Here is a 25590-nt window from a genome sequence, read left to right as displayed (position 1 = left end):
TTAAAACTTTGCGACAGAACCTTTTAAGCTATAAATGCAGATTTCCCCAATGCCTTCAGCAGCCACTGGTCCATTAAGACTCTACAAACTGGAGGCCCATTACCCAATCAGAGACTTTTACAAAGTTAAGCGTATCCACGTTTTGTTTCTTGAACGCTTTTACTACTTTCTCATGAACAATAATATGAGGGTAATCGCTGAATTTTGGCATAAAGACCAAGCGTTCTTTCTCTGGCATCGCAGACAACTTGTTATCATCCAAATAGTACTGCTCAATTGTGTGTCTAGTATCTTCCGGGTCATAATCATCAATCTGACACTTTTCTAGATTCAAAACATCCATTTTCTCAAATACATTAAACACCCAATAGCCCTCATGATATTTGTCATGATCATCTACGATCACGCTGGGGTAAACCTGACAACATGCATTGTCTATATTACCAAGAGATTGTTTAATTTCATCAGAAAATACTGGGTAGGTTGAGTCTAAGTGAGCCTTTTTAATTGGCCTAGAAACCCCTCGAACCAAATCTTCATCACGATAGCAGTTTTCAAAAAGCATTGGCTCATCACCACTTAGCTTGGTGTATTCGTAATCCCTCATGGCTGAATGTTTTTGAGGCTTTAGGTACAAAGTATTTTCATCATAATTTTCGAAAACAATATAGTATTGGTCGTTGTATTGGCTCATTGTCCTACCTTGGGTATCCATCTGGTGTTTTGGTACGTGATCGTTTTGGTGTTCCATGGGGAACTACTGGTTTGATAGCGCTTGTCTTTGCCATCTCTTTCGCCCAGTTGATAGTGAAGCCGGTCACTGTTGCAATAGTTATCAGGATTGGTTTGTGCGTTGATAATATCGAATTGGCAGGCGCAGCCGGGTCCTCCTGGAATAAAGTATTGGGAAATTTTGGTCAACGGTAATGAAAAAAATTGCCCTCTTTCAATTTTGTTGATTTTCTTTAGCACTTTACGACTAATCGGGTCGAGCAGCTTATGTATCTCTGACTCGGTTTCTGTTTTCTTAGTCTTTCCATAGCAGTCTTTAATCTTTTTTCTTATCTCTGGATCTCTCAACTCTCCAGAAACGTAACGATGATAAGGTTCTTCCCTAGGTCGGCTAAAGATATGATCGCCGCGGTGTAATTGGCAATGGAGTTGACATGCACCCGGCAAAGTAGCAGGAAAGCCGACCAAATTCGATAACTGGTTGATGTCGTAGCCTTTGTTGACTAGGTTTTCACCCAGCTCACTGTGTTTTACTGCTTCTGCCGAAATAATATGATGGGTATCCATATGGATACCATTATTATAAGGGTGCTCAGATAATTTTTTTACGTTGTTTACCCAGCGCTTACGATAGCCTTTTTTCTCAATCATACCATTGACGAAATCCGATTCTGCCGCCTCTTGACTCATCAGTGTGCCCATAGATAACTTATCCTATACATATTCGATTTCACCCCGGTACAACCGAGGCGTTTTATGTTCTTCACTCTTACACAGTCGACATTTACCCTTTCTAGGCTCATGTTTCTCTTCCACTTGAGCGGTACTATTAACCCGTTTGTCTGCTATGGCGGACTTACGGCGCAATGCCAAATGGCCCGCTAACTTGTCGTAATCTGGCAAGATGTCGACTAAACCATCGACGGTGCTGGTAAAGGTTTCTAGTGCTTGTGCGGCATGAGAGGCTGCACCAACCTTTTTAACGCCCATGGTAAACTTCGCTGTAACCGTCGCAATTCTGGCGGCTGCCCCTGCTGGCCCAGTTAGCAAACCAATCACTATGGTTAACACCACTTCAATGGCAATATACGCAGCTGCTTTACCCACGTGGTAGAAATAGAAGTTAGGTGGGACAGCTTCAATAATCAGGTTCAAGTATGTAAAGAAAGGCAAGATGCTGTTGTCATCATTAATCAACGCCAAGGCCTTAGGGAAAAACTCACTCTCCTTGATTTCCATTGCCCATTCAGGGTCAAACTCCATCACAACAGTGTCAACGAACTTTTCTACGCCTTTAACATCGTTGTTGGTAAAGAGCGTAGGCAAATTCCAAATCGCTTCTCTGTGTCTTGCAATACACTTAATCTTGCGCGCCATATCGTCTGAGCCTTCATTCCACCAAAGCTGCACATCATCAATGGCCTCATCAATGTTCTCGTACGCATCCACACTGGCCGCAATAAGCAAGTTAGGCGCCATACTGGAAATATAAGCCGCCTGTTTTACCCAGCTTGGTAAATCACTTTGAGCTAACTGAACTTCTGTTCCTTTCATCGCATCGGCGGTGTACTTTTCCAATGCATTGTATTTTTGATTGGCGTAAATATAGAGCTTATCAAAACCATCGGTGGTGGCATCTGCTAAGGTATGGCCCATCTCGCCCCAGACTTCGGGAGAGAAAAGTTCCACCACATCAGCCCCCCAAGCTTTAGTCCCTTCAAGCACACCATCACCTAAACAGAGTACGCCTTCTTCATTCCATTGTTTCTGGAAACCTGTCATATCTTTCGCGACAGTGTTTAAAAGGCCGTCCAAATAAGTCTCGATAGCTTCCTGTTGTTTTACAATCTTATCTTCAATACCTGATTCACCTTCATACTCGATAGTGACAGAATCTGTGTTGGGCTTGAGATCATCGACCACCACCACACCTCCCTCTGTCTTCTGGGTCTCCAACGCCAAATCCATAGTTTCTGAGGCCGTACTTCTTTGCGGTAATGGATTGAGATCCAATTTGTCTTTATGGGGAACCGAACCATTGGCTATCACTTTGAGGTTTTTAGCGTAAACAGGCGTTCCCCACAGGTCATCGTGAACGGCACGGATCTTAATCCACTTCTGCTCCTCTAAATCTATTTTCGGTATCGCATTCACGACTACTTCGATAGTCCCTGCTTCGGCAGAATAAACATGATCAGGCGCTTGAATGACTGAGACATCCGACACATCACTTATAAGTTGGTTAGCTTTCTTCTCCATACGCTTGAAAGCTTGGCTGAGGTTATCGGATAGCTTTTTAGCATAGGTATCAATGGAGCTTACATGCTTCTCATAGATATCAGACGACAAGTAAACGTAATTCAACCGACTGGCTTCGGACTTCAGGGATTCAACACGCCCCTTTATATTACTAAGTAGATCTTCAAGTTCAGAGTTGAGTGTATTCTTAGCCTTATCCCAAGGGTAGTTATTGATGAAAACCTGCGGGTTACCTTTGCCACGAGCACGCATGTAAGCCAGCATACGGTCTGCGGTTTCATGCTTGGGTAACCGAAATAGAACAGAGAGTATTTCTCCTTCATCTATCACCATCGGTAGGCCGTTCGCCAGTACACTGTCAAAGCTGGCATTGGAGAGACTATCAATCCCCGCGATTAGCGATTCTGCCAATATACCGAATTGAAAACTAGGGTGTCTAAACTCGAAGTGGGCTTTCGTTTCTGCTTTCACAATATCTGCAAAATACCGGTCAGCGGTGAGGCTAGGCCCCATGGTTCCCCAGCCTTCTACTGGCGGGGCAATACGATTCGGGTGCCAGAAGGTTTGCTGTCCCTGAGCAGACCTATCAAAGAAGTCATCATCATTGTAATCGGGTAGGTAGTGTGGGTTGGTTATACGAACCGGGGTAGCAATAAACTCATCCGTACTTTCTTTAACCAGAATCTTGATTTGACCCGGCTTTAAGCCTGATACTTTGCTTTTGCCAGAGTTATCAAAGTGACCAGGAGACAGAGCACCACCAGATACATCGGTAATGTCAAAATCTGCGTTCTTGAGAAGTACACCATCCGGGTATCGAGCCTTGACGTAGACAGTATAAGTGCCTTCTTCATCTTCAGTGACCGTGACGGCAGGGTTTTGAACCCCACCTAGGCACATGGTGTTGGCCTTGTTCATTGTCATTTGGTCTGACAACCTAGCCACGCCTTTCCCTTCGATGATGACACTCGGTGATGAGGAAATGAACTCGGCCTCGGCCTCTATCGTACCCGATGCTACGCCTTTCTTGTCCCCGCCCGCATCGCCTGTGCTCTTGGCAAACTTACTGCCCTTTAAAGCAATACTGTTTCCGCCATCTGCTGTGACTGTCGTAGTGCCTTCCACTAAATCTGCCGACTTCGCGTTATTTCCATAAGGGATTGGTACAACAGGTTTACCGACTGTAGTAAGGCACACATCAGGCAGGGTGGCATTCGCCTCTCCTCCCGAGCCTTTATGGACAACACTGAGTCCATTTGCACTTATTGTAACTGCCATTAATATGTCCTACTTAGATTAAGTGGATTAGTTGAGTTTTACCTTAGCGCCCTGGATCTTATGAATTTTTTCAGCGCTACTACTAAGATGCTTGGCTGTTGTAGTGATACGGCCATCCGTTCCACTATATTTGGTTTGTGTCGTCCCAGAGCCAATAAGCACTTCTTCCTCTGCATCAAGGGTTATCCTCTTTGCTTTAACAACAAGCTCTTGCTCTTCAAGCAAAGAAATATAAATATCAACCAATGTTGGAATGGTAAGATCTTCGGATAGAAAAGAGATTCGGCAATCGAGCTTATTATCGATGGCCATAAAAATTTCTGACTGAGTAAAAGCACGGCCTATTGACGCCCAGAGAGGTTGAGAAAATGGGTTATGCTCAAAATCTACTTTGACTCGATTCTTTTCTGGATGAACTTCCACTACCCAACCAATTCGAGAGCAGGGTTTTGAAGTAGGCTTGAGAATATCTCTTGGTGGCTCTTGATTCATGATGGGCCCAGTGATTATTTAGAGCCTATTATTTTATCTCTGGGCGATTTGAATAGGTAATGTGGAAATGAATGGTCACTACGATTGAATAATCGACTTTAAAGGCATGAAGGCCAATCAATGTAACTAGACTAGCAAATCAATTGGCTTTATCGCATGTGTTTTTCACTTTTCTATAGGTTTATCTCGCACTCAAATTTGTGATTAAAGTCACGCACATCACTATCATTTTAAAGTGGAGATTATTACATCACTTGAGTAATGATAGAAACGATATACCAAGCCAAAAAGCAACACGATGATGTCTTTTGTGTCGTATAACTTTGACAACTGCTAATGTCAGATAACTTTTATTAGGGGAAACACACATTAACAAGGTGTGGATGAGTAAAAGATCTACCTTATAATGGGGCATAAACGTGTTGGCGAAGAACGCCTAATATTGTGATCACCAAGCGATTCTGTCGTATCGTAACTACCAAGCGACTTTGTCATTCGCTTAATTACCGAGGGAAATTGACGGTCTCTATTTTTACGTAATCCTTTGACTAGTGCTACGAATTAGTCAGGGGTGTATAGGATGATCGTTATGAATACTCAATCTCAGCTTACCGTGGATATCATCGCAAAAGTTGCTCTCGGTAAAATCTCAATTACTAATGCCTCTAAGCTCCTCAATAAGTCTCGCAGAACCATTGAACGTTATCTCAGGCGATATCGCTCTGATGGTATCCGATTTGTGGTTCATGGCAACACAGGAAGGGCACCCGCTAATAAAATCCCCATTACCTTAAAGCAACAAGTTCAAGCTCTTATAAAGGCCAAGTATTACGACTTTAACATGCTTCATCTCGCCGATATGTTAGAGGTATTTGAAGGCATCAAAGTAAAACGGGAGACGCTTCGTACCTGGGCACATGAAATCCATCATGTAAAACGAGCCAAACATCGACGTTCTAAGGTAAGAAGACGACGTGAGCGTATGGAAGCCGAAGGCTTAATGCTGCAAATGGACGGCAGTCCGCACCTTTGGTTCGGTGATAAAAAATCCTGTCTTATCGCCATGATTGATGATGCAACCAGTGAGGTTCATGCGGAGTTTTTCCCTTCAGAAACCACCGAAGGGTGCCTCAAAGTAATGAAAACTTATATCGAGAAAAAAGGGCTTTTTAAGACTCTTTATGTCGATAGAGCGGGCATCTTCGGTGGGCCAAAACGTTGCCACTTCTCCCAGATGCAACGAGCCTGTGAAGAGCTGGGTATAGAAATTATTTTTGCCAATTCGCCTCAAGGCAAGGGTCGCATCGAACGTGCCTTTGATACGTTCCAAGATCGTCTAGTCCCTGAGTTAAGACTGGCTGGGGTTACTGATATGATCAGTGCAAATAACTACCTACAAAATACCTTCATCCCGGAGTATTGGGCAACGACCCTCACAGTCAACGCCAAATTAATGCGCTCTGAGCATACACCCGTTCCGAAGTACCTCAACATTGACGCGATATGTATTCAAAAAGAATATCGAAAAATCCGTCGAGATCATACCTTCAGTTACGCCAACGCAATGTATCAAATCACCTCCCCATTACGGCACTCTATCGTGAGTCAACAAGTCGAACTACGTAAGCAACTTGATGGTGGTTTACGGCTTATTTTGCCGACCGAGAGTTATCGATTAAAGAGCTTACTGAGCCTAGCTCTAGGAAAGAATACGGAGAAGAGGTTCAGAAAAAGATCGAGGCTATAGAGCTTGCCAATGAGTTAGGGAATGTTAGAGAAGCGGCTCGACAAAGCGGTTGTTCTGTCAAAAGCATTCACAACAACCGTCAATTACTTGAAGCCCATGGCCCACTTGCTTTGAAACGTCTGTATGGTCAATCACACAACAATAATCGCATCGATGAAAAGACTCGAAATATCGTCATCTCATTAACACTCAAATCGCCTCACCTAACCTCTATTAGGATAAGTGGTGAGATGAGAAAGCGTTTTAACATCTCGATTAGTCACTCAACAGTAAGGAACATCTGGCTTGAAGAAAAGCTGAATACAAGAGAGTTACGGGAGGCACGTGCCGAGGAATCAATTATCGAATAGAAACTAATCTGCAATAGTGGACTACTATGAATAAAGCAACGACAGAATCCTTCGGTATTTAGACCGTCAACCTCCCTCGGTAATCACAAAGTGCCCCGGGTGAAAATTCAACCTGAGAGGCTTTTGTCTAGTAGACGAAACAAACGTGCCTGCGATAGTCGCGTTGGCATACCTCTGGACATAAATGTGGTCAGTGACCTTACTAAATTAGCAGTTGACGGATAATCTGAGGTATTGCAAACCCTCTTATCTATTGGCCAAAGCAACTCACCCACTACAATCAAGACTCCTTCTGATCTTGATGATTATGTTCGAAGACCGACTAACTGAATACGGTTCTGTCGCAAACTTTGAAGCTTTAGGTTAAAATTTACTCAATACCCACTCAGCACTCTGAATTGTAATGTTTAAAGGCTGTCACTTTCCATCCGAAGTCATTCTCGAAACCGTTCGTTATTATCTCGCCTATAAGCTGAGTTATCGTGAAATCGAAGAGATACAATTAGAGCGTGGAGTCGTAGTAGACCACACTACTATTAATCGTTGGGTTATCAAATTTACACCAGTATTGGAGCATAGAGCCAGGCGTAGAAAGAAGCCGGTGTCTGACTCGTGGCGTATGGATGAAACCTACATCAAAGTAAAGGGTAAATGGGTCTACTATTACCGAGCCGTCGATAAATTTGGAAATGTGATTGATTATTATATTAGCCCTAACCGTGATGAGGCAGCTGCTAAAGCCTTTCTGAATGAGGCCATTTCACAAAATGGTTTACCAAGTAAAGTCGTCATAGATGGAAGTAAGAGTAACTACGCGGCCATTGATTCAATGAATGTTCAGCTTTGGTTGACGGGTTATTTCATGCTCTCATTGGTAGAGATTTTAGACATTAAATATCTGAACAATATCGTTGAGCAGAGTCACCGTTGGGTGAAGCAGAAAACGCGTCAAGCTCTAGGTTGGAAGTCAACGGAAGGAGCTTTGGCCAGTTTGCATGGGCGTGAAGTATGGACGATGTTGAAACAAGATCAGATAGATGTTGAAGGCCATACAGCCTTTGAGTTATTTCACGCCCTCGCAGCATAATTGTATCTGCCGGATGGGACTATCACGCCTCTAGCTAGATTTGCGACAGAACCTACACATCCCAATTTGAAGCTAAATTAAACGGAACTTTGGTAAAGTGATGATAAACGCCAGACCCGGTTCTTGAGATCTCACATCTATTTTCCCCTGATGGAGAGCGATGACGTGCTCAACAATCGCCATCCCTAGCCCTACCCCTTGGACTTTGTTCTGAGTTTCCCTACCACGGAAAAAACGTTCAAAGATCCGGTCAATATCAACCTGGCTCATTCCCCGACCGCTATCGGCAATCACAACCAGAACATGCTCTTCATTCTCAATCACTTCAGCCCAAACTCGAGTTCCCTCTCCAGAGTAGCGAATCGCGTTATCCATCAGATTTCGAAACAGACAGTTAAGGAAAATCTCATTGCCCTGAATGGAGTAGGTTTGCTCATCGGCTTCTAATGTAATTTTTTGTTGTTGCTTTAATGCAAGGGGCACCAGATCAGCAATTACACTGCGTAGTATCTGAGCAACATCGACTGTTTGGCTTAAATCTACAACCAGCTCGCTCTCTACTTTTGCCAATGTCAATAACTGCTCAATGGTTCGCTCAGAACGTGTGATGCTCTTTTCAATCTGTTTGAGGTCATGGTCTTTTTCCTCAGCATTTTGCGTTTCAAGTGCATTCTGCGCATTAAGCTTGATCACGGTCAGAGGTGTTCGCAGTTCATGGGCAGCGTCTTGATTAAATCGTTTTTCTCTTTGCCAAGTGGCATCGACTTGATCAAACAGGTAGTTCAAGCGTTTTACTAAACTATCCAACTCCGTTGGGACATCAGTAATATTAAGTGGTGAGAGGTTATAAATCGACTTCTCTGATACTTCCTTTTCTAAGCGGCTTATTGGTGCAAACAAATGATAGGTAAACAGCCCCAATAACAGGCATAGGAATGGTGTTGCCACCAGCATAGGGACAATAGCTGGAATCGCAATTTTGTTTTCGACTTCACTGCGCAGGTACTTGTTTTCACCCAGCCAGAGCCACATTGGCTCACCCGTTTTCGGCTGCGTTAATAGCATGGTTACGCCACGCCACATGTTGGATTGCTCCTGATCATGAATATCGTTCAGGCCAGGATGACGCATCATTTTTAAATCCACAGGTGGCGCATTCGGAGAGCTTGCCAATACAGCGCCCTTTGAATCGATCAATAAGTAGGCAAAATCATCTTCAAACAGCTTGGCTCGTGACCATTTTTCTAGGTTGTCTTTGGGAGACGTTTTACTGGTGATGTTAGCGAAAACGGTTTCTGGGTCTGAGTTTCGGTCTTCGCCAATCACAAAGGAATCATCGATCAATAACAACATCCTCAAGAAACTCTCACTGAAATACTGAAGCCGTGCATCATCAACGTTCGTAATAGCTTGACGAGTATCAAGATAGACCCAGATGGTAGAAGCAGTAATAACTGCGAGGCAAAGTAGCACGCTCGCCAATGCGACACGACGTTTAACAGAATTCAGTCTCATACTAGTGTTGGATGATGTATCCGACTCCTCGAATGTTTTCTATGGTGCCTTTCGGCATTTTTTTGCGCAGATTATGGATGTGTACTTCAATCGAATTGAGCCCAGCACTTTCATCCCAACCGTGCATGTTTTGCAATATCTGAGTTTTGCTTAGCACCCGACCAACATTCATCACCAGATAGAGGAGAATTTTAAATTCATTCGGCGTCAGATTAATGCACTCACCGGCAACCGCGACTTTATGCGAATTGACCGACACAGAGACATCACCCACCACGATGGTGTCATCTGTCATACCCGCCGATCGGCGAATCAACGCGCCCATACGCGCCAGCAGCTCTTCCAGTTGGAACGGCTTAACCAGATAATCGTCTGCGCCATAATTGAGCCCATAAACACGGTCATTGAGTTCGTCACGAGCGCTGAGAATCAAAACGGGCGTCTTGTCTCCTTTACTCCTGAGCTCTTTGAGTACTTTCAAACCACTAATACCCGGTAATGAAATATCAAGAATGACCAGCAGGAAACTGTCAGTTTGAAGTGCACTAAGGGCACTTTCACCCGACGTTACCCAGTCTGTGGTATAGTGATGTCTGACCAGGGAAGCAGTAATCGCATTGCCAAGCATAGGGTCATCTTCAACTAATAATACGCGCATGTTATCTATCTCTGTTCTATATCGAGACCTATTCATCAGTAATAAAAGGAAGGTCACAAGTGATGGTTTTATTTACTGAGTCTCACAGCTTTCAATCCATCTGTGTCGGCCTTTTGAGCTTTGGAGAGCACAGAAGCCAAACATGGAATTCATTCAAATTAACAAGCCAGACTTAAGAAACATGTAATAAACGGTTAAACATTTCATTTTTTGGCCTTACCAGCGCTAGCTTGGCATTCGAAAGGCTCGGATTATATTAATCTTGTTGAACATGCTAAGTACATCAGTTTATACAGATAGTTCCATTTTGTTTCGCCGCAGAGATCGACTAATGAAAGAGAAAGGTGATGACGTAGTCCGACTGCAAGGTGTAATGGCACTCCACTTCTCGAAAACCCGTCTTAGCCACCAGCGACGGCGATAAGTCCAGCCATATGCTCTGTTTGTATGGGGCAACACATTTAACCTGAGCACACTCAAAGCCGAAATACTCACCGATATAGGGATAAAACGCTTTGAACAGACTCTCTTTGGCAGAGAAGATGATTGTAGTGATGATATCGTTACTAAATGGAAGTGATGCCAGACGCTGCCACTCCCATACAGAACAAACGGAGCTGGATATCTCACGCACCACATTGGTCTCTAACACTTTCTCGATATCCATTCCGATGTAGCGCTTGATGTTCTGAATAGCAGGAAGCACCGCACATACAGCGATATCATTGCAGTGGGTGATGGTACCTAAAATTCCGTCTGGCCATGTTGGACAGCGATTTACCCCAACTCCGACCTGTACCTCGCCAGCAACCAGTTCACCGCAAGCAGATATCGCCTGTCTGGCCGCATAACGACCCGCCAGAAACTCGGCTCGTCTAGAGCTTACCGCGTTGCCAAGTCCATCAGGACATCGAATCCTTAACTGCTTGAACAAGGTGTCGTGATAGAGGCTTTGGTTAAACAGACACACAAAGACACTCGTGCCATTGATGAGAAACCTTTGCTCCTTGCTGATAAATCGACTGCTTGTTTGTTCAGATAAATCACACGCTCCCACTATAGCGTCAATGTCAGGAAATAATGTCGCCATAATTACTGCCTCGTATCCACAGTAACAACCGCAGATAACCCATTGTCGACCTGGACCGAATCATTGAACACAATCTTAACCGGTACACGTTGCACCACTTTAGTAAAGTTGCCCGTCGCATTATCTGGCGGCAGCAAAGCAAAGGTGGCGCCTGTAGCTGGTGATACGCTGTCGATTCGTGCCGAGAAGGTTTTCCCTGGATAGGCATCAATTGTGACATCAACAGGCTGTCCTTTGTGCATGCGAGACTTTTGCGTTTCTTTAAAGTTCGCCAGAATCCACGGGGTACAATCAGAGACTATGCTAACCACAGATTGCCCCGGTTGCACCATCATACCGACTTGCAGGTTACGATTGCTGATTACGCCATCTATTGGAGCCACAATTCGGGTGTACCCCAATTCAAGCTTTGCCTGCGACAAACTGGCTGTGGCTTGCTTAACCATAGCGTCGGCCTGTTCTATTTCACTTTCCAGTACAGATAGCTTGTCTTGCTGGGTTTTCAGGCTGGCCTTAGCCTCAAGATACGCCGCTTCATCAACTTTATAGGCAGACGCGCCATTGTCACGTTCACCTTTAGACACATAGTTTTGTTTCTCTAAGACCTGCAAACGCTTGTATTGCTGAAGTGAGTATTGATATTTGGCTTTCGCCGACGCCACCTTGCTCTGGTACTCTTCGATAGCACTTTTCTGCATCTTGTACGCCGCGTCCGCGTTCGACTGTTCCGCCTGACTTTGCGCCAAGGTTGCTTCAGCGAGCTGCTCTTTAATTACGAATTCACGGTCGTCCAGATGAGCCAGTAAATCGCCTTTTTTGACCTTCTGATTGTCCTTAATATTAATTTTTACCACTTCCGCATTGATGCGCGAACTGACGTTAGTAATGTCCGTTTGAACGTAAGCATTCTCGGTGGTCTGGAAAAAGCGCCCGTAGTAATACCAATAGGCACCGCCAGCCAGGACCAACAACATCAGTGGAATCAAAATCTTTATTATCTTTTTCATAGCACGGCCAACCAATCAAAAAAGGCGAAAAGCATTAAACTCGAACCAGTTGTTTACCGAAGTGCTTCCCTTCCAATAGATCGACAAAGGCCTGCGGTCTGCGGTCTGCGGTGCGTTTTCCAATCCTTCGGTCACCAGAAATAATCGATTTTCCGGCGCACTCGGCAGTGAGGAGTAGAAGCGCGATAGCGTCGAGGCATCCACATCTTTGCCTTTGTTGTATAACGCTGCATTGCCACAGATTGGCACTCTGGCGCCTTCGTTTAAATGGCGTGCAACTAAAGAAGAAATACGTCCGCCGACATTTTCAAAGTAGATGCCCACGCCGTTCGGACAGGCGGCTTCAATCTCCTCGCCCAGATTGTCAGACTTATAATTGACGCAGGCATCGAAACCCAGTTCATCGACCACATAATGACATTTTTCTTCACTGCCTGCGATACCGACTACTCGGCAACCCGCCATTTTGCCAAGTTGACCGGCAACCGAACCTACCGCACCTGACACCACCATGGTTTCACCCGCTTTAGGTTTGGCAATTTTATTCAATCCAAGGTACGCCGCTCGACCGGGAGTTCCAGCTACACTGAGAAAGATCGTTGGCGACAGTTCCGTATCCGGCAATCGATAGGTCATGAAATCTGCATCGTTACCGACACAATATTTTTGCCAACCTGAAAAAGTGAACACCCTATCGCCTACCTGATATTTAGGGCTGTTACTTTCGACGACCTTGCCAATGGTTTCTCCCTGAATCACCTCACCTAGTTTGATCGGCTCTACATACGCAGTGTTTTCATTGAGGCGAGGTCGCGTATATGGGTCCATCGAAAACCAAGTGTTTTCAATTAAAAACTCACTCGGCGTTAACTCACCAATTGGCTGGTTGGCGATACGAAAATTGCCCGTTGTCGTAGCACCCTGTGGGTGATTATTAAGCACAATTGATGGGTTAACTATTTGATTCATAAAGCACCTCATTGAGTTTATAGTGTTGTAATTTGATACCAAATAAATTGATGCCAAGTTGCTGGAAATTTATGCGTTTTCTTCCGATGACCAACGAAAGCCGGGCCAGTAAAAACTGAAAGCAATCATTGCTAGCGTCAGTGGCCAAGCTCCAATGAAAACAAAGTAGTCAGCGTAATCCGGCATATCACTGGAGAACTTAATCACGAGTAACGCTTTCACTGCGTAAGCGAGAATCCAAACCAGAGAAATCTCCCGCCATACTTGGGCGTATTTTGGCGATCCATAGACAGGCAACTGCATCAAACGAGGGATCGCATTTTCCGCCTGAGTACGAACCACTGGTCGGCCAATCATGGAGTAGAAGCCGAACACGACAATGACGGACAGTGATCCTCCTACCGAAAGAAAGACACTTTCTTGGTCAATTCCAAACAGGGTGTAACCATGCAGGTAAAGGTAATGAATGGTGCCCGAAACCAAAATCAAAGCGATGATGGACAGAGAACCATTCCGTTTGCTGAACAACTCCAGTAATGCGGAGTAACACGCGGTGACAATCAACGCCGCTCCTGCTCCTACTCCCCAGAATGTCAGGTTGTAGATCAGAATGGGCACTATGATGGTCATTCTTGCTTCTGAAGACAGCAGATAGCTCCAGATACTCATTGATGTTTTATCACTCATGCTATTTTCTCTTTTTTAGTTGAAGCTGGAAATCACGGTTTGAACACAATACCATGATGGCCGTGGAGAGCATCATGATCCCCATGACCATAAACAGGTCGTTAAAGGCCATGATTTGCGATTGAATTGCCATCCTTTCGCCAAGAATGCTCACCGCAGTTTGTTGAACATGGGTGCTATCTGACGGCAATCCCTGATTAACCAGTAAATTCTTTACCTTACCCAGATAGTGATAAAATTGCTGACTACCTGTCAGTAAGGTGGATTTGATGGAGTCGAGGTGAAAATCGATCCGAGTAGTGAAATAGGTCGACAGTACCGCGATACCCATTGAGCCACCCAGACTGCGAAATACATTGATTAACACTGCCGATGAGGCCGCATCCTCCGCTTTAATGTTCTGGGTCGCCAGCATGGAGAGTGGCACCATGATAAACGGCTGGCCTAACGCACGAACCAACATCGAGGCAATCATCTGCGGGCCAGCAAAGTCAGCATTCATGTGGCAATCCATAAACGCACTGATGGCTAAACCAACGAAACCGATGAAGATAAGATACTTAGGGTTATAGCGGCGGATGAGAAATGGAATCATCGGCAAAATCACCAACTGCGGCAGTCCCATCCAGATAACAACCTGACCAATTTCTGTCGCGTTGTAATCATGAATCATCGTCAGATAATACGGCACTAGAAACAATGTGCCGTAGATAGCCGAGCCCAACATGGCAAAGATGAGCAAAGCATAGGAATACTGATATTCCTTAAACAGGCGAATGTTAATCAGCGGGTTACGATGTACGATCTGGTCATAGATAAAAATGACAAAGCTGATGGCAGAGAGCACCGCCAGTACGCAAATCATACGCGAATCGAACCAATTTTCATCACCGCCTTTTTCCAGAATGACTTCCAGCGTACCGAGAAACATCATCACCGACACAACGCCAACAAAGTCACCCTGACGAATGATTTGCCAGTTAATGATGGGATGCTTCATTGAACGTTGAATCAGTGCCCATGCCACGACTGACGGTAAAACATTGACGTAAAAGATCGCATGCCATGAAAAGTGTTCAGTGAGCCAACCGCCGATCGCCGGACCTATCGCTGGGGCGAATGTGGCAATAATACTGAATAACGACATTCCCATTGGGCGCTTTTCTAGCGGCAGGATTTCAATGATCAAACGGAAAGACAGCGGGATCAATGCGCCACCACAGAAGCCCTGCAAAGCGCGGAAGACAATCATCGAATCCAGATTCCACGCCATCGAACAAAGCAAAGATGAGCCGAGAAAACCGCCGATACACCATAAAGCGTAACGGCCTGTTCCCAGCGCGTTTGATAGCCAGCCACAAAGTGGGATCGCAACAATCTCAGCCGTAAAGTACGACGTCATCAGCCAAGAGGCGTCATCCAGGGACGCAGACAGCGCCCCCTGAATGACTTTCATCGAGGAGTTAGTGATCTGGATGTCCAGAATTGCCATAAAGCCACCGATGAGGCCGCCGATGATGGCCCACCATTCCTTCTTTGAAACGACGACTTCGTTTTTTGGTTTTGAAGGTGCGATCGTACTCAAAGCAGCCCTTCCTGTAGACGACTCGCCAAGTCACCAATGTGAGGCGCGTTCATCATGGAGATGTGATCGCCCTTCGCAGGTAATACGGTCAGCGGCTGTTGGCTGTATGCCTGCCAACCCAGCCCAGATTCTTTCAATTGCGTACGGCCAGTTAAGATCTCTTCTGCTTCCGCCACGACAACAGGACCAGAATATCGCTGTCCCTGATATTCATCTGTCGCATTCATGTGAGCCTGAAGAATGGAGAGAAAATGCTGGAAGTCCTCAGCGCTGATGTTATCCGGAACCAAATTCGCTTTACGAAAGCCCGCCAGGAATACCTGTGTTCTATCCGCTTGTGACATCTTGGCCAGTTGCGAGCCCGAGGTATCAAAAGACGTTCCGGTAAACAGCTCTACCTTGTGAGCAAAGTAAGCAAGACGCTCATGCTCAGTCATACTGGCGCTGTTATCGACGTTCACTTGAGGGGCAGGTTGATCAAAAATCAAAACCTTCGGCTGATTTCCGGTCAAGGCCTGAACCTGACACGCCATCTCAAAAGCGATGGTGCCTCCCAGTGACCAACCACCGATGGTCAACTCTGGACGCTCTGCTAATTCCCCGAGCTGCTTCACGTAGTGCTCAGCTAAAGCCGACACTTGGCGGTTGTACTCAGCTAGCCCCTGAAAATCAGCCACCTGAACACCGTAGACTGGATACTTTTTGCTCAGCCCCTTCACTAATTCGTCGTAACAAAGCACATTGCCACCCGCAGGGTGAATCAGCAGTAAGGTCGGCTTCTGCTGTGGGTTACCTTGATTGAGCATCACAATCGAAGAACCGTATTCAGCGTTATCGGATACCTGTTCAATCAGTTTGCCAAGTCGAGCGACACTGCTGTTTTTCAGTATCTGGCCTAGGGTCAATGTAATAGAGAACGCTTTATTCACTTCAATCAGCAGTTTCAGTGCACTGATAGAGTTTCCCCCAAGATTGAAAAACTCGTCATCAATACCGACCTGTTGAGTGTTCAAGGCTTGTTGAAACAGCGTCAGCAAACGAGCTTGCATCTGATTGTTCGGAAGGGCAGAAGCCGATGTCTGTGCATTCCGATTAGCCGCAGATAACGCCTGATAATTGACTTTTCCACTTGCGGTGATTGGCATAGCGTCGAGCCACACCCACACTTCTGGTTGCATGTAAGCGGGTAATTGCTGTCTCAGCTCCGCCTTAATCCCTTCTTGCTCGCCAGCTTCACCAGCAACGACATAAGCGACCAAACGGCTAGAGTCAGCGGTTTGTTGCTGAACTACTGCAGAGCGCTCAACATTAGCAATCTGACCTAAAGCCTGCTCAATCTCGGCCAGCTCAACTCGATAGCCACGTACTTTGACCTGACGATCCAAGCGACCAAGATATTCAAGGGTGCCATCCGCTAACAGGCGGCCTTTGTCACCAGTACGGTACAGACGCTCACCCGGTAAGTACGGGTGGGGAAGAAAGTGACGCTGTGTTTGCTCATCGAGGCCAAGGTACCCTGAAGCCAGCTGTGCTCCACCGATACAAATTTCACCGGGTACGCCCGCAGGAAGCAGTTGTTGGTGAGCATCGAGAACCAATACATGACTTCCGTCGAGGGCCTGACCAATAGGCGCAACCTGATAACCCAAATCCGCAATATTTTCGGGAATCGTCAATGTCGTCACGCCCACCGTGCACTCAGTTGGGCCATAGTGATTAACGATCTGGCAGCTTGGTCTAAGCGCTTTGACTTTCTCAATAAGAGAAACAGGTAAACACTCACCGCCAAGTACCAGTGTGCGCTCTGGAAGCAGATGCTGCGCATTCGGGGTATTCAACAGCGCAGACAAATGTGTCGGCGTGATCTTCATACAATCAAGAGGCTTATCTTTTAGATAATTGGCGAGTTGTTCAGGGCTTTCCAGCAGGCCATTGGTCACTATCTCCAACTCGCCTTGCCCGACCAACGCTGGGAATAGCATGGTATGAGCCAGATCTGTTGAGAAGGACGACATTAAGCCATAGCGTGCTCTGTGAGTTTGTTTGAGTACTGGAGCAATCGCTCGGCAATAATGGCTGAGTTGAGAATGGTGAACACACACACCCTTTGGTGCCCCTGTACTGCCTGAGGTATAAATGATGTACGCTGGTCCATCGCCAAAATCATCTGGCGGATTAGTGCGTGTTGGTGAGGTGTTACTCGTTTCTGTGTTTAGAATGTCTACCCAATTTAGTGAAGATTGTGTAGCCAGTGCTTTTAAAGCAATGGGTACTTCACCTACGAGTAAAACACGCTTAACTTTAGCATCGTTTAAGATGAAGCCGATTTTAGATTCCGGCAGATTGATGTCGATAGGAAGGTAGCAACCACCCGCTTTCAGGATGGCTAATATCGCTACCACACTATGCTCACTTTTTTCCATCAGTATCGCGACGGGCTCACCGTGACTCATACCTTGCGAGGCCAGTTGTGCTGCCAGCTGATTGGCACGCTCATTGAGATCGGCATAACTCAGTGTACAGCCTTTACAACGCACTGCCACGTCTTCAGGGCAAGCTAGCGCCTGTTGCTCAAATTGGTGATGAACCGGCAACGTTTGACTTACCTCTGTCGGTAAACACGTTTTAAGCAGAGACTGGCGCTCATCTTCAATCACCAATGACAAGGCTTGAGTCGACTGCTGTGGGTGCTCAACCAATGCCGTCAATATGGTGTGTAAATCACGCAGCATTCGCTGCACGGTGGCGCGTTCAAACAGCGCTGTACTGTAGTTGAATGTGCACAACAAACCGTCGCCGTCTTCCTCAATCCATAGATTGAGATCCAACTTAGACACACCGTAATCCACTTTGAGTGGCGAATAGCTAAACAAGGTATTGGTTCGCGAGTGCGGATAAACCTGATAAGTCAGCACAGCCTGATAAAGCGGGTTAACACGTGCATCTCGCGAATAGTCGACAACATCGAGAATGCGATTAAACGGCACGTTCTGATAGGCAATCGCCTCTTTGCTCTCGGTTTTCGCTGCTTCTATCACAGCCGAAAGAGGCAAATCATCATTGAGATTAAAGCGCAATGGTAGCGTGTTCATGAACAGCCCCATCATTTCCTGAGTCTGGGAGTCACTACGATTGGCAAAAGGCACACCAATTACAATATCGTTCTGACTGCTGTATTTATGTAGGAGTAACTGGTAGGCTGCCAGCATCAGGTGAAAGGTAGTTGCCCCCTGTTTTGCTGCGCAAGACTGAAGTCGATGACAGAAGTCAGCATCAAGTGGATGGCTGACATAACTTCCCTCAAAATTGAGCGTATCCGGGCGAGGGTGATCGATTGCCAGTTCCAGCATACCTTGAACGCCACTGAGCTTATCGCGCCAGTAATTCAGCCCCTGTTCGTACTCACCGTCTTCAAGCCAGCGGCTTTCCTTTAAGGCGTAATCGGTAAATTGCGCTGCATGATCTATCGTCTGGCCAAAATAGGTGCTAATGAATTCTTTGAGGCACAAGCTGGTAGTCCAACCATCTGAAATAATATGATGGAAGGTCAGCATGATGATGTATTCACCCGGCTGAGTTTTTGCCATTCGCCAGCGAAACAGTGGTCCGTTAGTCAGGTCAAAATTCTTTCTGCCTTCTTCACGAGCGACTCGCATGACCCACTGATTTTTATCCGCTTCTGGCATGGCAGTTATATCATCAAAACCAAAATCAAAACTGGGCTGGTTGTCAATGCACTGGCAAGGCTCGCCATCGACCACTCGGATCGTGGTGCGGAATATGTCGTGATTATTGACCACTTTCGTCAGAGCGCGTTCGACTCTGTCTGGCTCGAACTCGTGATCAATGTGACAGGTGATCGCCAATGGGGTGTTATAGGCTTTATTGTCTTCGAGGAACTGCTCCAGTGTCCAAATGCTCTTTTGCGCATTGGTGAGAGGGAATATTCTGCGTTTTGGTTCCGTTGTTGAAGAGCGGCTCTCTTCCATGAGCTGCGCCTTTTTCTGTTTTTTCTCTCTGGCGAGCCTTTTCAGCTCTTCGAGTCCCATTGAGTTCAAAATCTGATTCGTTTTAGTTGTCATAGCCATGCCCTTTTACCATTTGGAAGATTTGGCCGCCGTTGCGGCAGCCTGTAGGTGATGAACTTCCCGGGCTAATGCCCGGGAGATGAGCGCTATTCACTCTGAAGAACAGATTCAAACGCTTCGATGATCTGGCCGGACAGCCCTCTTACGGTTTGATCCTGATAGAAGAGATCCACTCGAATATCGACTTCAAACTTGGCAGACACTTTTGACACAATTTGCACCGCCAACAGTGAGTTACCGCCAAGCTCGACGAAATTGTCATCAACACCAATACCTGAAATGCCTAGAATCGACTGCCAGACTGCAATGATCTCTTTTTCGATATCGTTTTCAGGTGCCACATACTCAACAGAGAGTTCTGGACGGGCGTGCCCTTGGCTGACTTCCGCTTCCAGCTCTGCCAGCTGTTCATCTTCCTGTTCAGGAATCGCTTCATAGATAAGCTGACCCAGATCACTGGTCACCACGACGAGTTGCTCAAACTCTAGGTGTGCAAGCTGTCGCTTCAGTGCATCCAGACCTTCGTAGAACAGAATGTCCTTGTCGGAGACATCGACGGTAACCTGAGCTACAGCAGACGCTGGCGCAGAAGCAGCAACCTGATTCTCAGCTTTCATACGTACTAGCGTGTAGTTCTCCAAAACCATCAACGGCTTGCTATCAGCGGATAGGAAGACCACATCCAAGATGATGGTGCTGTCTTCCGCCTGGTAAGGCTGTTTGAGTTTGATGTGCGCGTAGCAATCTCCGTCAAGCGGCGCTAGATAGCTGATCTTGCCGTAGCTGATTGGCAGGTAGTTGTCTGTCGTGATCAGGTTGATACAGCGAATGGATACCGAATCAATCAGTGCTGGGTGATACGGATACTGTTCAAAATCACTCTGGAACTGAGCATCGAGATCTTTATGAATCAGCCACTCATCCTCACCTTGCCATGCACACTTAGGACCATTCCAACGCTCACTGAGCGACAGGAAGGTTTCACCCGTTACGGCATTGGCGTAATCTTTGCCGGTTAAGTCATCAGGCAGTTTGTTAATGCAGCGAGACTGAATCGCTTCAAGTGAATCTACAGCCGCAAGGCTCTCCTTACTCTCAACACCACGGCCAAGGTTGCCCAGCGCATGTTCGTCCCATTCGATGTCACGGATGCCACGGCTGCGAAGGCTGAAGCTGTAGCCAGCGCCTTCACTGCGTACATACAGACGCATTTCACGTGGCCATGCGTTGTGGTAAATGGCCGGCTTGGTCAACAGCAAGTTCTTAACCTGAAGCGCTTCCTGAGGCTTGAAGTGATTCATCAGAGTATGCAGCATCGACAGTATGGTGGTACCAACCAAGGTCGGTTGATTCGACAAGCTATGCTCGTTGAGTACCCAGTCACTCTGCACATCCAGATTGACTCGATATTCTTCTTCCATACCTTTACGGTCGAGCAGCGTAAGCAGTCCTGTTTGTTCAAGGGGCGCTTCGTTGGCTTTGTTTTTCTCATCCAACTCACGAGCCCACTGAACTGCCATGCCGACATCACCCCATTTGCCCCAGTTGATTGCAATAGTGCGACCGTTTCGATTCTGATTGCGGTAGCTGGCAAACACATCCATAAAGGCATTACCGGAACAGTAATCAATTCGAGCTTCATCACCGACAATCGAGCTGATGGAAGAGAACAGCACCATGAAATCAGGCTGGCTGTCTCTAGTCAGATCATCGAGAATCAGGCTGCCGAGGATTTTCGGCTCCAGAACGCTGGCACAATCTTCATCTGACTTAAGCGGAATGATGCCACCACCCGCAATACCAGCCGTGTGGAAAATGCCATCAAAGCGATCATAGCGTTCAAACACTTCCGATATAGCCACATAATCACAGATGTCCACATTGACTAAATCAATGGTGTTACCTTGCTCCTCAAGACGCAGGATGCCCGCCAGTTTTTCACTCATTGGGTTATCGACTGGGTGATTCTGAATCCAGTCATTCCATTGCTCGCGTTCAGGCAGACGACTGCGATAAATCAGAACAAGCGTCGCATTACTCATTTCCGAGATGTGACCGGCTACCAGCATGCCAAGGCCACCCAATCCACCAGTGATGAGGTAAACGCCATCATCTTTGAATTGCGCCGGTAAACCTGGTTCTTGCTGTTTTAAGTTAACCGCCTGATAATCTTCCTCCCAGCGGCACCCCCCTCGATACGCCACCAGTTGGCCGTCTGTGCTAATACTACTCTCTGCAATCAGGCAGCATGCTGCTTGCTCTGCCGTCCAGTGGCCGGATTCATTCGCTAAGTCCGCAGGCCAGTCGATATCGACTAAATGACACTGAACATCAGGGTACTCGTGATAGAATACACGCGCAGGCCCGACTAACAGTGCTTTCTCCGGTGCGCAAACTCGCTCCCCAGAGACACTGAAGATATTATTAGTCACCAACAACAGATGAAGATTATCCAACAAGTTCTCATTCACCAGCGCCTGTTGCAGATACAACGGACTGTAGAAGGAGTCCAACTGGTGTTCACGGCACAGTTCAAGGTCGATATCACCTTGCTCAGGAGAGAGGTTCCACAGATCAACAATACGAACCGGATTCATCTCTTGAGCTTTGATTGCCTTAAGCACTCGGATGTAATCTTCACGAGAGGCAGGGTCAATGACAAAACTCTTCGCGCTGTCACTGGTGACGACATTCTCCTGATAGCAGACGCCTTTGAACACAGTCACCACTTGTTGGCCTGATGCCAGAAGCTGAGCATGCAACCGATCAGCGATACCATACTCGTCAGCTAAAACCACCCAACAATCATTTTCATCTTGAGTTTGTTTGCTCGGCATGAAGTCAGCAGGAATGGTTCGCTTCCACGCTGGCATATAGAACCAGTCACCAACATCGGTTTTCTTGCGTTTTAAACTGGCTTCCGCACTGCTGCTTGATAGGCTTTCAGCATTACCTGTTTTCAGCTCAGGCAGTTTGAATTCATTTCGCTCGAACGGGTAGCCCGGCAAAGGCAGGCGACGTCGGCGCTCATCACCATAGTAAGATGACCAGTCAATCTCGACGCCGTGCGCCCATAAAGCACCAAGCATTGAGATGAAATACTCACCGGAAATCTCTACTTCTTTGGCCGTAGGTAAAGAGGAGAAGATATCGGCATTCGAACCATCTTCTTCACGGAAGTGTTGCTTAGCCGCAGACTCCAGAGAACGGCCCGGCCCCACTTCTAAAGCCACAAAACCATCCTGATGATCGGCCATCAAGGTTTTGAATGCATGCGAGAACAGCACAGGATTTCTGACGTGGCACACCCAGTAGTCGCTATCTTGTGCTAACTCATCGCTGATCCATTCACCATTTACCGAAGAGACGAACGGAATCTGCGGCGCATTCAGTTCAATACCATCGATCACGTCTTTGAACGCTGGCAACATAGGATCCATCATGCTTGAGTGGAAACCGTGAGACGTATCCAAGTGCTTGCAGAAGATGCCTTCTTCTTCCAGCTCATATTGGAATGCTTTTATCGCTTCAAGCTCACCCGCCACCACACAGAGCTCTGGGTAATTGACCGCCGCGATATCCAGTTCACTGTTTGATAAGCGCTCAGTAAGTTCAGCTTCTTCCATCAGAACCGCTAGCATTGCGCCCGCTGGCAGAGCCTGAACCAGCTTGCCACGAATCGCAACAGCTTTGAGCGCATCTCCCAGCGAGAACACGCCCGATAAGCAAGCCGCCACGTACTCACCGACACTGTGACCAATCATCACATCTGGCTGAATGCCCCATGACATCCAAAGCTGAGCAAGGCTGTACTCAACAACGAACAACGCAGGCTGAGTGAATTGAGTTTCGTTGATACGAGCCGCGGTTTGATCATCTTGTGGGAAGATAATCTCACGCAGATCCTGTTCTAGAATTGGCATCAGAAACTCGCAGCACTGATCCATCTCCTGCTTAAACACCGGATACGTCTGGTAGAGATCGCGAGACATATTCGGATATTGGTTGCCCTGCCCCGGGAACATAAACACCATTGGTCGCTTTGATTTGCTTCCAGACACAATCTGAGAAGGCTTAGCCAGCGCTTCAATGATGGCTTGACGATCATTGCCAATCACCGAGGTGAAAAATTCAAACTGTTTGCGGCCCACCTGCATGGTGTACGCCACGTCCGCAACATCTGCATCTGGGTTATCGGTCAGGTAACTCGCCAGACGCTGTTTCATCTCATTCAATGTTTTACAAGTGCGGGCTGAGAACGGAATCATGAGTGGTGAGTTGTGTGCATCACCCGGTTGAGTCTCTGGCGCCGTTTCGAGAATCACACAAGCATTGGTACCTCCGACACCAAAGGCGTTAACCAACGCATTGTTTGGCTTGTCCTGCTGTTTAAACGCTGTCAGCTCGGTGTTCATCACAAACGGGCTAGTTTCAAACTCAATGTTTGGATTTGGCTCAGCATAATGCAGCGAAGCTGGAAGCTGTCCAGATTCCAATGCCATTGAGGCTTTAATCAGACTGGCAACACCCGAGGCAGCATCAGTATGGCCGATGTTAGTTTTAACCGAACCTAAACGGCAGAACTGCTCTTTATCCGTGAAGTGGCGGAAGGTTTGCGACAATGACGAAAATTCAATTGGGTCGCCCAACGCTGTCGCTGTGCCATGCGCTTCAACAAAGCGGATGTTTTCGACATCAATATCAGCGTTGGAAATCGCCTGCTTTGCGACTTCAACCTGCCCTTCAATACCCGGAGCCGTGAATCCAGCTTTGAGGCTGCCATCATTGTTGATTGCCCCACCTTTGATCACTGCGTAGATGTGGTCGCCATCTTTGACTGCGTCTTTAACACGTTTGAGCAGCACAGCACCAACACCGCGGCTAAACACCGTGCCATTAGCACGAGAATCAAACGCGTAACAGCGTCCATTCGCTGACTCCATACCGCCTTGCATGTATTTGTAGCCGCGGCGCTCCGGTGTATCGATGGATACACCACCAGCAACTACGAGGTCACTTTCACGGCTTAACAAGCTGTTAATTCCCATCACCACGGCCACCATTGCAGTTGAACAGGCCGTCTGCACATTCACACTTGGCCCTTTTAAGTCCAGCTTGTAGGAGACTCGCGTTGTGACATAGTCTTTATCGTTATTGGTCACAACGGATGCGCCACTGGCAAACTGGCTGACACCCGGATGGGAATGGACTTTGTTCAAATGCCACGCTGTGCCTGTACCGCCAAAAACACCCACTTTGCCCGGATAACTCGAAGGCACGTACCCCGCATCTTCAAAAGCATGCCAACTGCTTTCTAGAAACGCACGGTGTTGAGGATCCATGATTTCCGCGTCACGAGGAGTAATATCAAAGAAGTGCGCATCGAAATGTTGCGCGTTGCCGAGAATACCTCGGCGAGGAATGTAGTTGGGTGAGGCAATCAATTCTTCATCGACACCCGACTCGCGAAGCTCTTGTTCGCTAAATGTTGTGATGGTTTCCAGCCCTTCAGTGAGGTTCGTCCAGAACGTCGTGATGTCTTCTGCACCAGGGAATCGGCCTGACATGCCAATAATAGCTATATCTTTATCGCGCAGTGTTGCTTGGTCTTTCATATGCTACCTCACGGGTTGTATGTCGTATTTATTTGTACTTATTTCGGGAAAAACGGCCTCTCTCCTTTGAAAAGAAAGGAGTGTTTCAATCAGCGAATAAAATGAATTTGTCTTCTAGGTAAAACTATTTAGCGAAGTTTTAATTCGACTTTTCTAATAACACCTGAGGGTATTTTTTAGATATATTCTTACTTAGCGAATCCACTGTAGGACATTGAAATAGCTCGATAATATTAATCGGAATTCCAAGCTGTTTTTTTATTTCCCTGTGTACTTTACTCATTAATAATGAGTTGCCTCCTGCATCAAAGAAGTTCTCATTTCGGGCAATTTTTTTAACCTCTAAAACCGATTGCCAGATTGAGAGAACACGGTTTTCAATTTCAGGTGTCATATTTGGTTTGTTATTCGACATAGTGCTAGAACCTTCT

General features: G+C 46.6%; 15 protein-coding genes and 1 pseudogene. 2 read left to right on the top strand and 14 right to left on the bottom strand.

All coding sequences use genetic code 11. The features are described 5' to 3' along the window. Window positions 1-73: 73 nt before the first annotated feature. Genes AACT19_RS19620 through AACT19_RS19605 form a run of 4 tightly spaced genes read right to left on the bottom strand, consistent with a single transcriptional unit; the run spans window position 74 to window position 4761 of the window. Window positions 74-694 (bottom strand): imm11 family protein, encoded by a 621-nt coding sequence (locus AACT19_RS19620; RefSeq protein WP_017097879.1) that lies wholly within the window; start codon window positions 692-694, stop codon window positions 74-76. Beyond that, window positions 691-1434, bottom strand: coding sequence for an AHH domain-containing protein (locus AACT19_RS19615; protein WP_076648322.1), 744 nt, complete (start codon window positions 1432-1434; stop codon window positions 691-693). The genes AACT19_RS19620 and AACT19_RS19615 overlap by 4 nt, the downstream gene beginning before the upstream one ends. A 12-nt stretch (window positions 1435-1446) precedes the next feature. Beyond that, window positions 1447-4269 carry a PAAR-like domain-containing protein gene (locus tag AACT19_RS19610; RefSeq protein ID WP_076648319.1) on the bottom strand — a complete coding sequence of 941 codons (2823 nt, stop codon included), beginning with the start codon at window positions 4267-4269 and terminating at the stop codon, window positions 1447-1449. 27 nt (window positions 4270-4296) lie between these two features. Continuing rightward, the gene (locus AACT19_RS19605) at window positions 4297-4761 is read right to left on the bottom strand and encodes a hypothetical protein (RefSeq protein WP_017097876.1); all 465 of its coding nucleotides are present in this window, start codon (window positions 4759-4761) and stop codon (window positions 4297-4299) included. A 580-nt stretch (window positions 4762-5341) separates the two neighbouring features. On the opposite strand from AACT19_RS19605, the pseudogene AACT19_RS19600 reads away from it, so the two are divergent. Both AACT19_RS19600 and AACT19_RS19595 read left to right on the top strand, forming a co-directional pair. After that, window positions 5342-6858 (top strand): annotated as a pseudogene (locus AACT19_RS19600) (ISNCY family transposase). Window positions 6859-7261: 403 nt separating this feature from the next. After that, window positions 7262-7945, top strand: coding sequence for an IS6 family transposase (locus tag AACT19_RS19595; RefSeq protein ID WP_076648313.1), 684 nt, complete (start codon window positions 7262-7264; stop codon window positions 7943-7945). Between the two features lie 72 nt (window positions 7946-8017). On the opposite strand, the gene AACT19_RS19590 is transcribed toward AACT19_RS19595, so the two are convergent. The 10 genes from AACT19_RS19590 to AACT19_RS19545 form a co-directional block, all read right to left on the bottom strand. Beyond that, a complete protein-coding gene (locus AACT19_RS19590) occupies window positions 8018-9460 on the bottom strand; it encodes a sensor histidine kinase (RefSeq protein WP_076648310.1) in 1443 nt (480 codons plus the stop codon). A gap of 1 nt (window position 9461) precedes the next feature. Beyond that, entirely contained in the window at window positions 9462-10118 is a 657-nt protein-coding gene (locus AACT19_RS19585; RefSeq protein WP_076648307.1) for a response regulator transcription factor, read from the bottom strand. A 328-nt stretch (window positions 10119-10446) separates the two neighbouring features. Then, complete coding sequence (locus tag AACT19_RS19580; RefSeq protein WP_076648304.1) at window positions 10447-11208, bottom strand: 4'-phosphopantetheinyl transferase family protein; 762 nt, start codon at window positions 11206-11208, stop codon at window positions 10447-10449. Window positions 11209-11210: 2 nt separating this feature from the next. Further along, a complete protein-coding gene (locus tag AACT19_RS19575) occupies window positions 11211-12215 on the bottom strand; it encodes an HlyD family secretion protein (protein ID WP_076648301.1) in 1005 nt (334 codons plus the stop codon). 15 nt (window positions 12216-12230) lie between these two features. Next, entirely contained in the window at window positions 12231-13184 is a 954-nt protein-coding gene (locus AACT19_RS19570; protein ID WP_242658967.1) for an MDR family NADP-dependent oxidoreductase, read from the bottom strand. 69 nt (window positions 13185-13253) lie between these two features. Further along, window positions 13254-13871: a hypothetical protein gene (locus AACT19_RS19565; protein ID WP_076648298.1), complete on the bottom strand. Its 618-nt coding sequence runs from the start codon at window positions 13869-13871 to the stop codon at window positions 13254-13256. A 1-nt stretch (window position 13872) separates the two neighbouring features. Then, a complete protein-coding gene (locus tag AACT19_RS19560) occupies window positions 13873-15456 on the bottom strand; it encodes an MDR family MFS transporter (RefSeq protein ID WP_076648294.1) in 1584 nt (527 codons plus the stop codon). Continuing rightward, on the bottom strand, window positions 15453-19538 hold the full coding sequence (locus AACT19_RS19555; RefSeq protein WP_076648331.1) for a non-ribosomal peptide synthetase: 4086 nt from the start codon (window positions 19536-19538) through the stop codon (window positions 15453-15455). Before AACT19_RS19555 ends, AACT19_RS19560 begins: the two co-directional genes overlap by 4 nt. Before the next feature lie 92 nt (window positions 19539-19630). Further along, a complete protein-coding gene (locus AACT19_RS19550) occupies window positions 19631-25159 on the bottom strand; it encodes a type I polyketide synthase (protein WP_076648291.1) in 5529 nt (1842 codons plus the stop codon). Between the two features lie 139 nt (window positions 25160-25298). Next, window positions 25299-25574, bottom strand: coding sequence for a phosphopantetheine-binding protein (locus AACT19_RS19545; protein WP_076648288.1), 276 nt, complete (start codon window positions 25572-25574; stop codon window positions 25299-25301). Window positions 25575-25590: the final 16 nt, after the last annotated feature.

It is taken from the genome of Vibrio sp. 10N.222.47.A9 (assembly GCF_963872585.1).
Classification (GTDB): Bacteria; Pseudomonadota; Gammaproteobacteria; order Enterobacterales; family Vibrionaceae; genus Vibrio; species Vibrio splendidus.
This window is presented reverse-complemented; position numbering and strand designations above follow the sequence as displayed.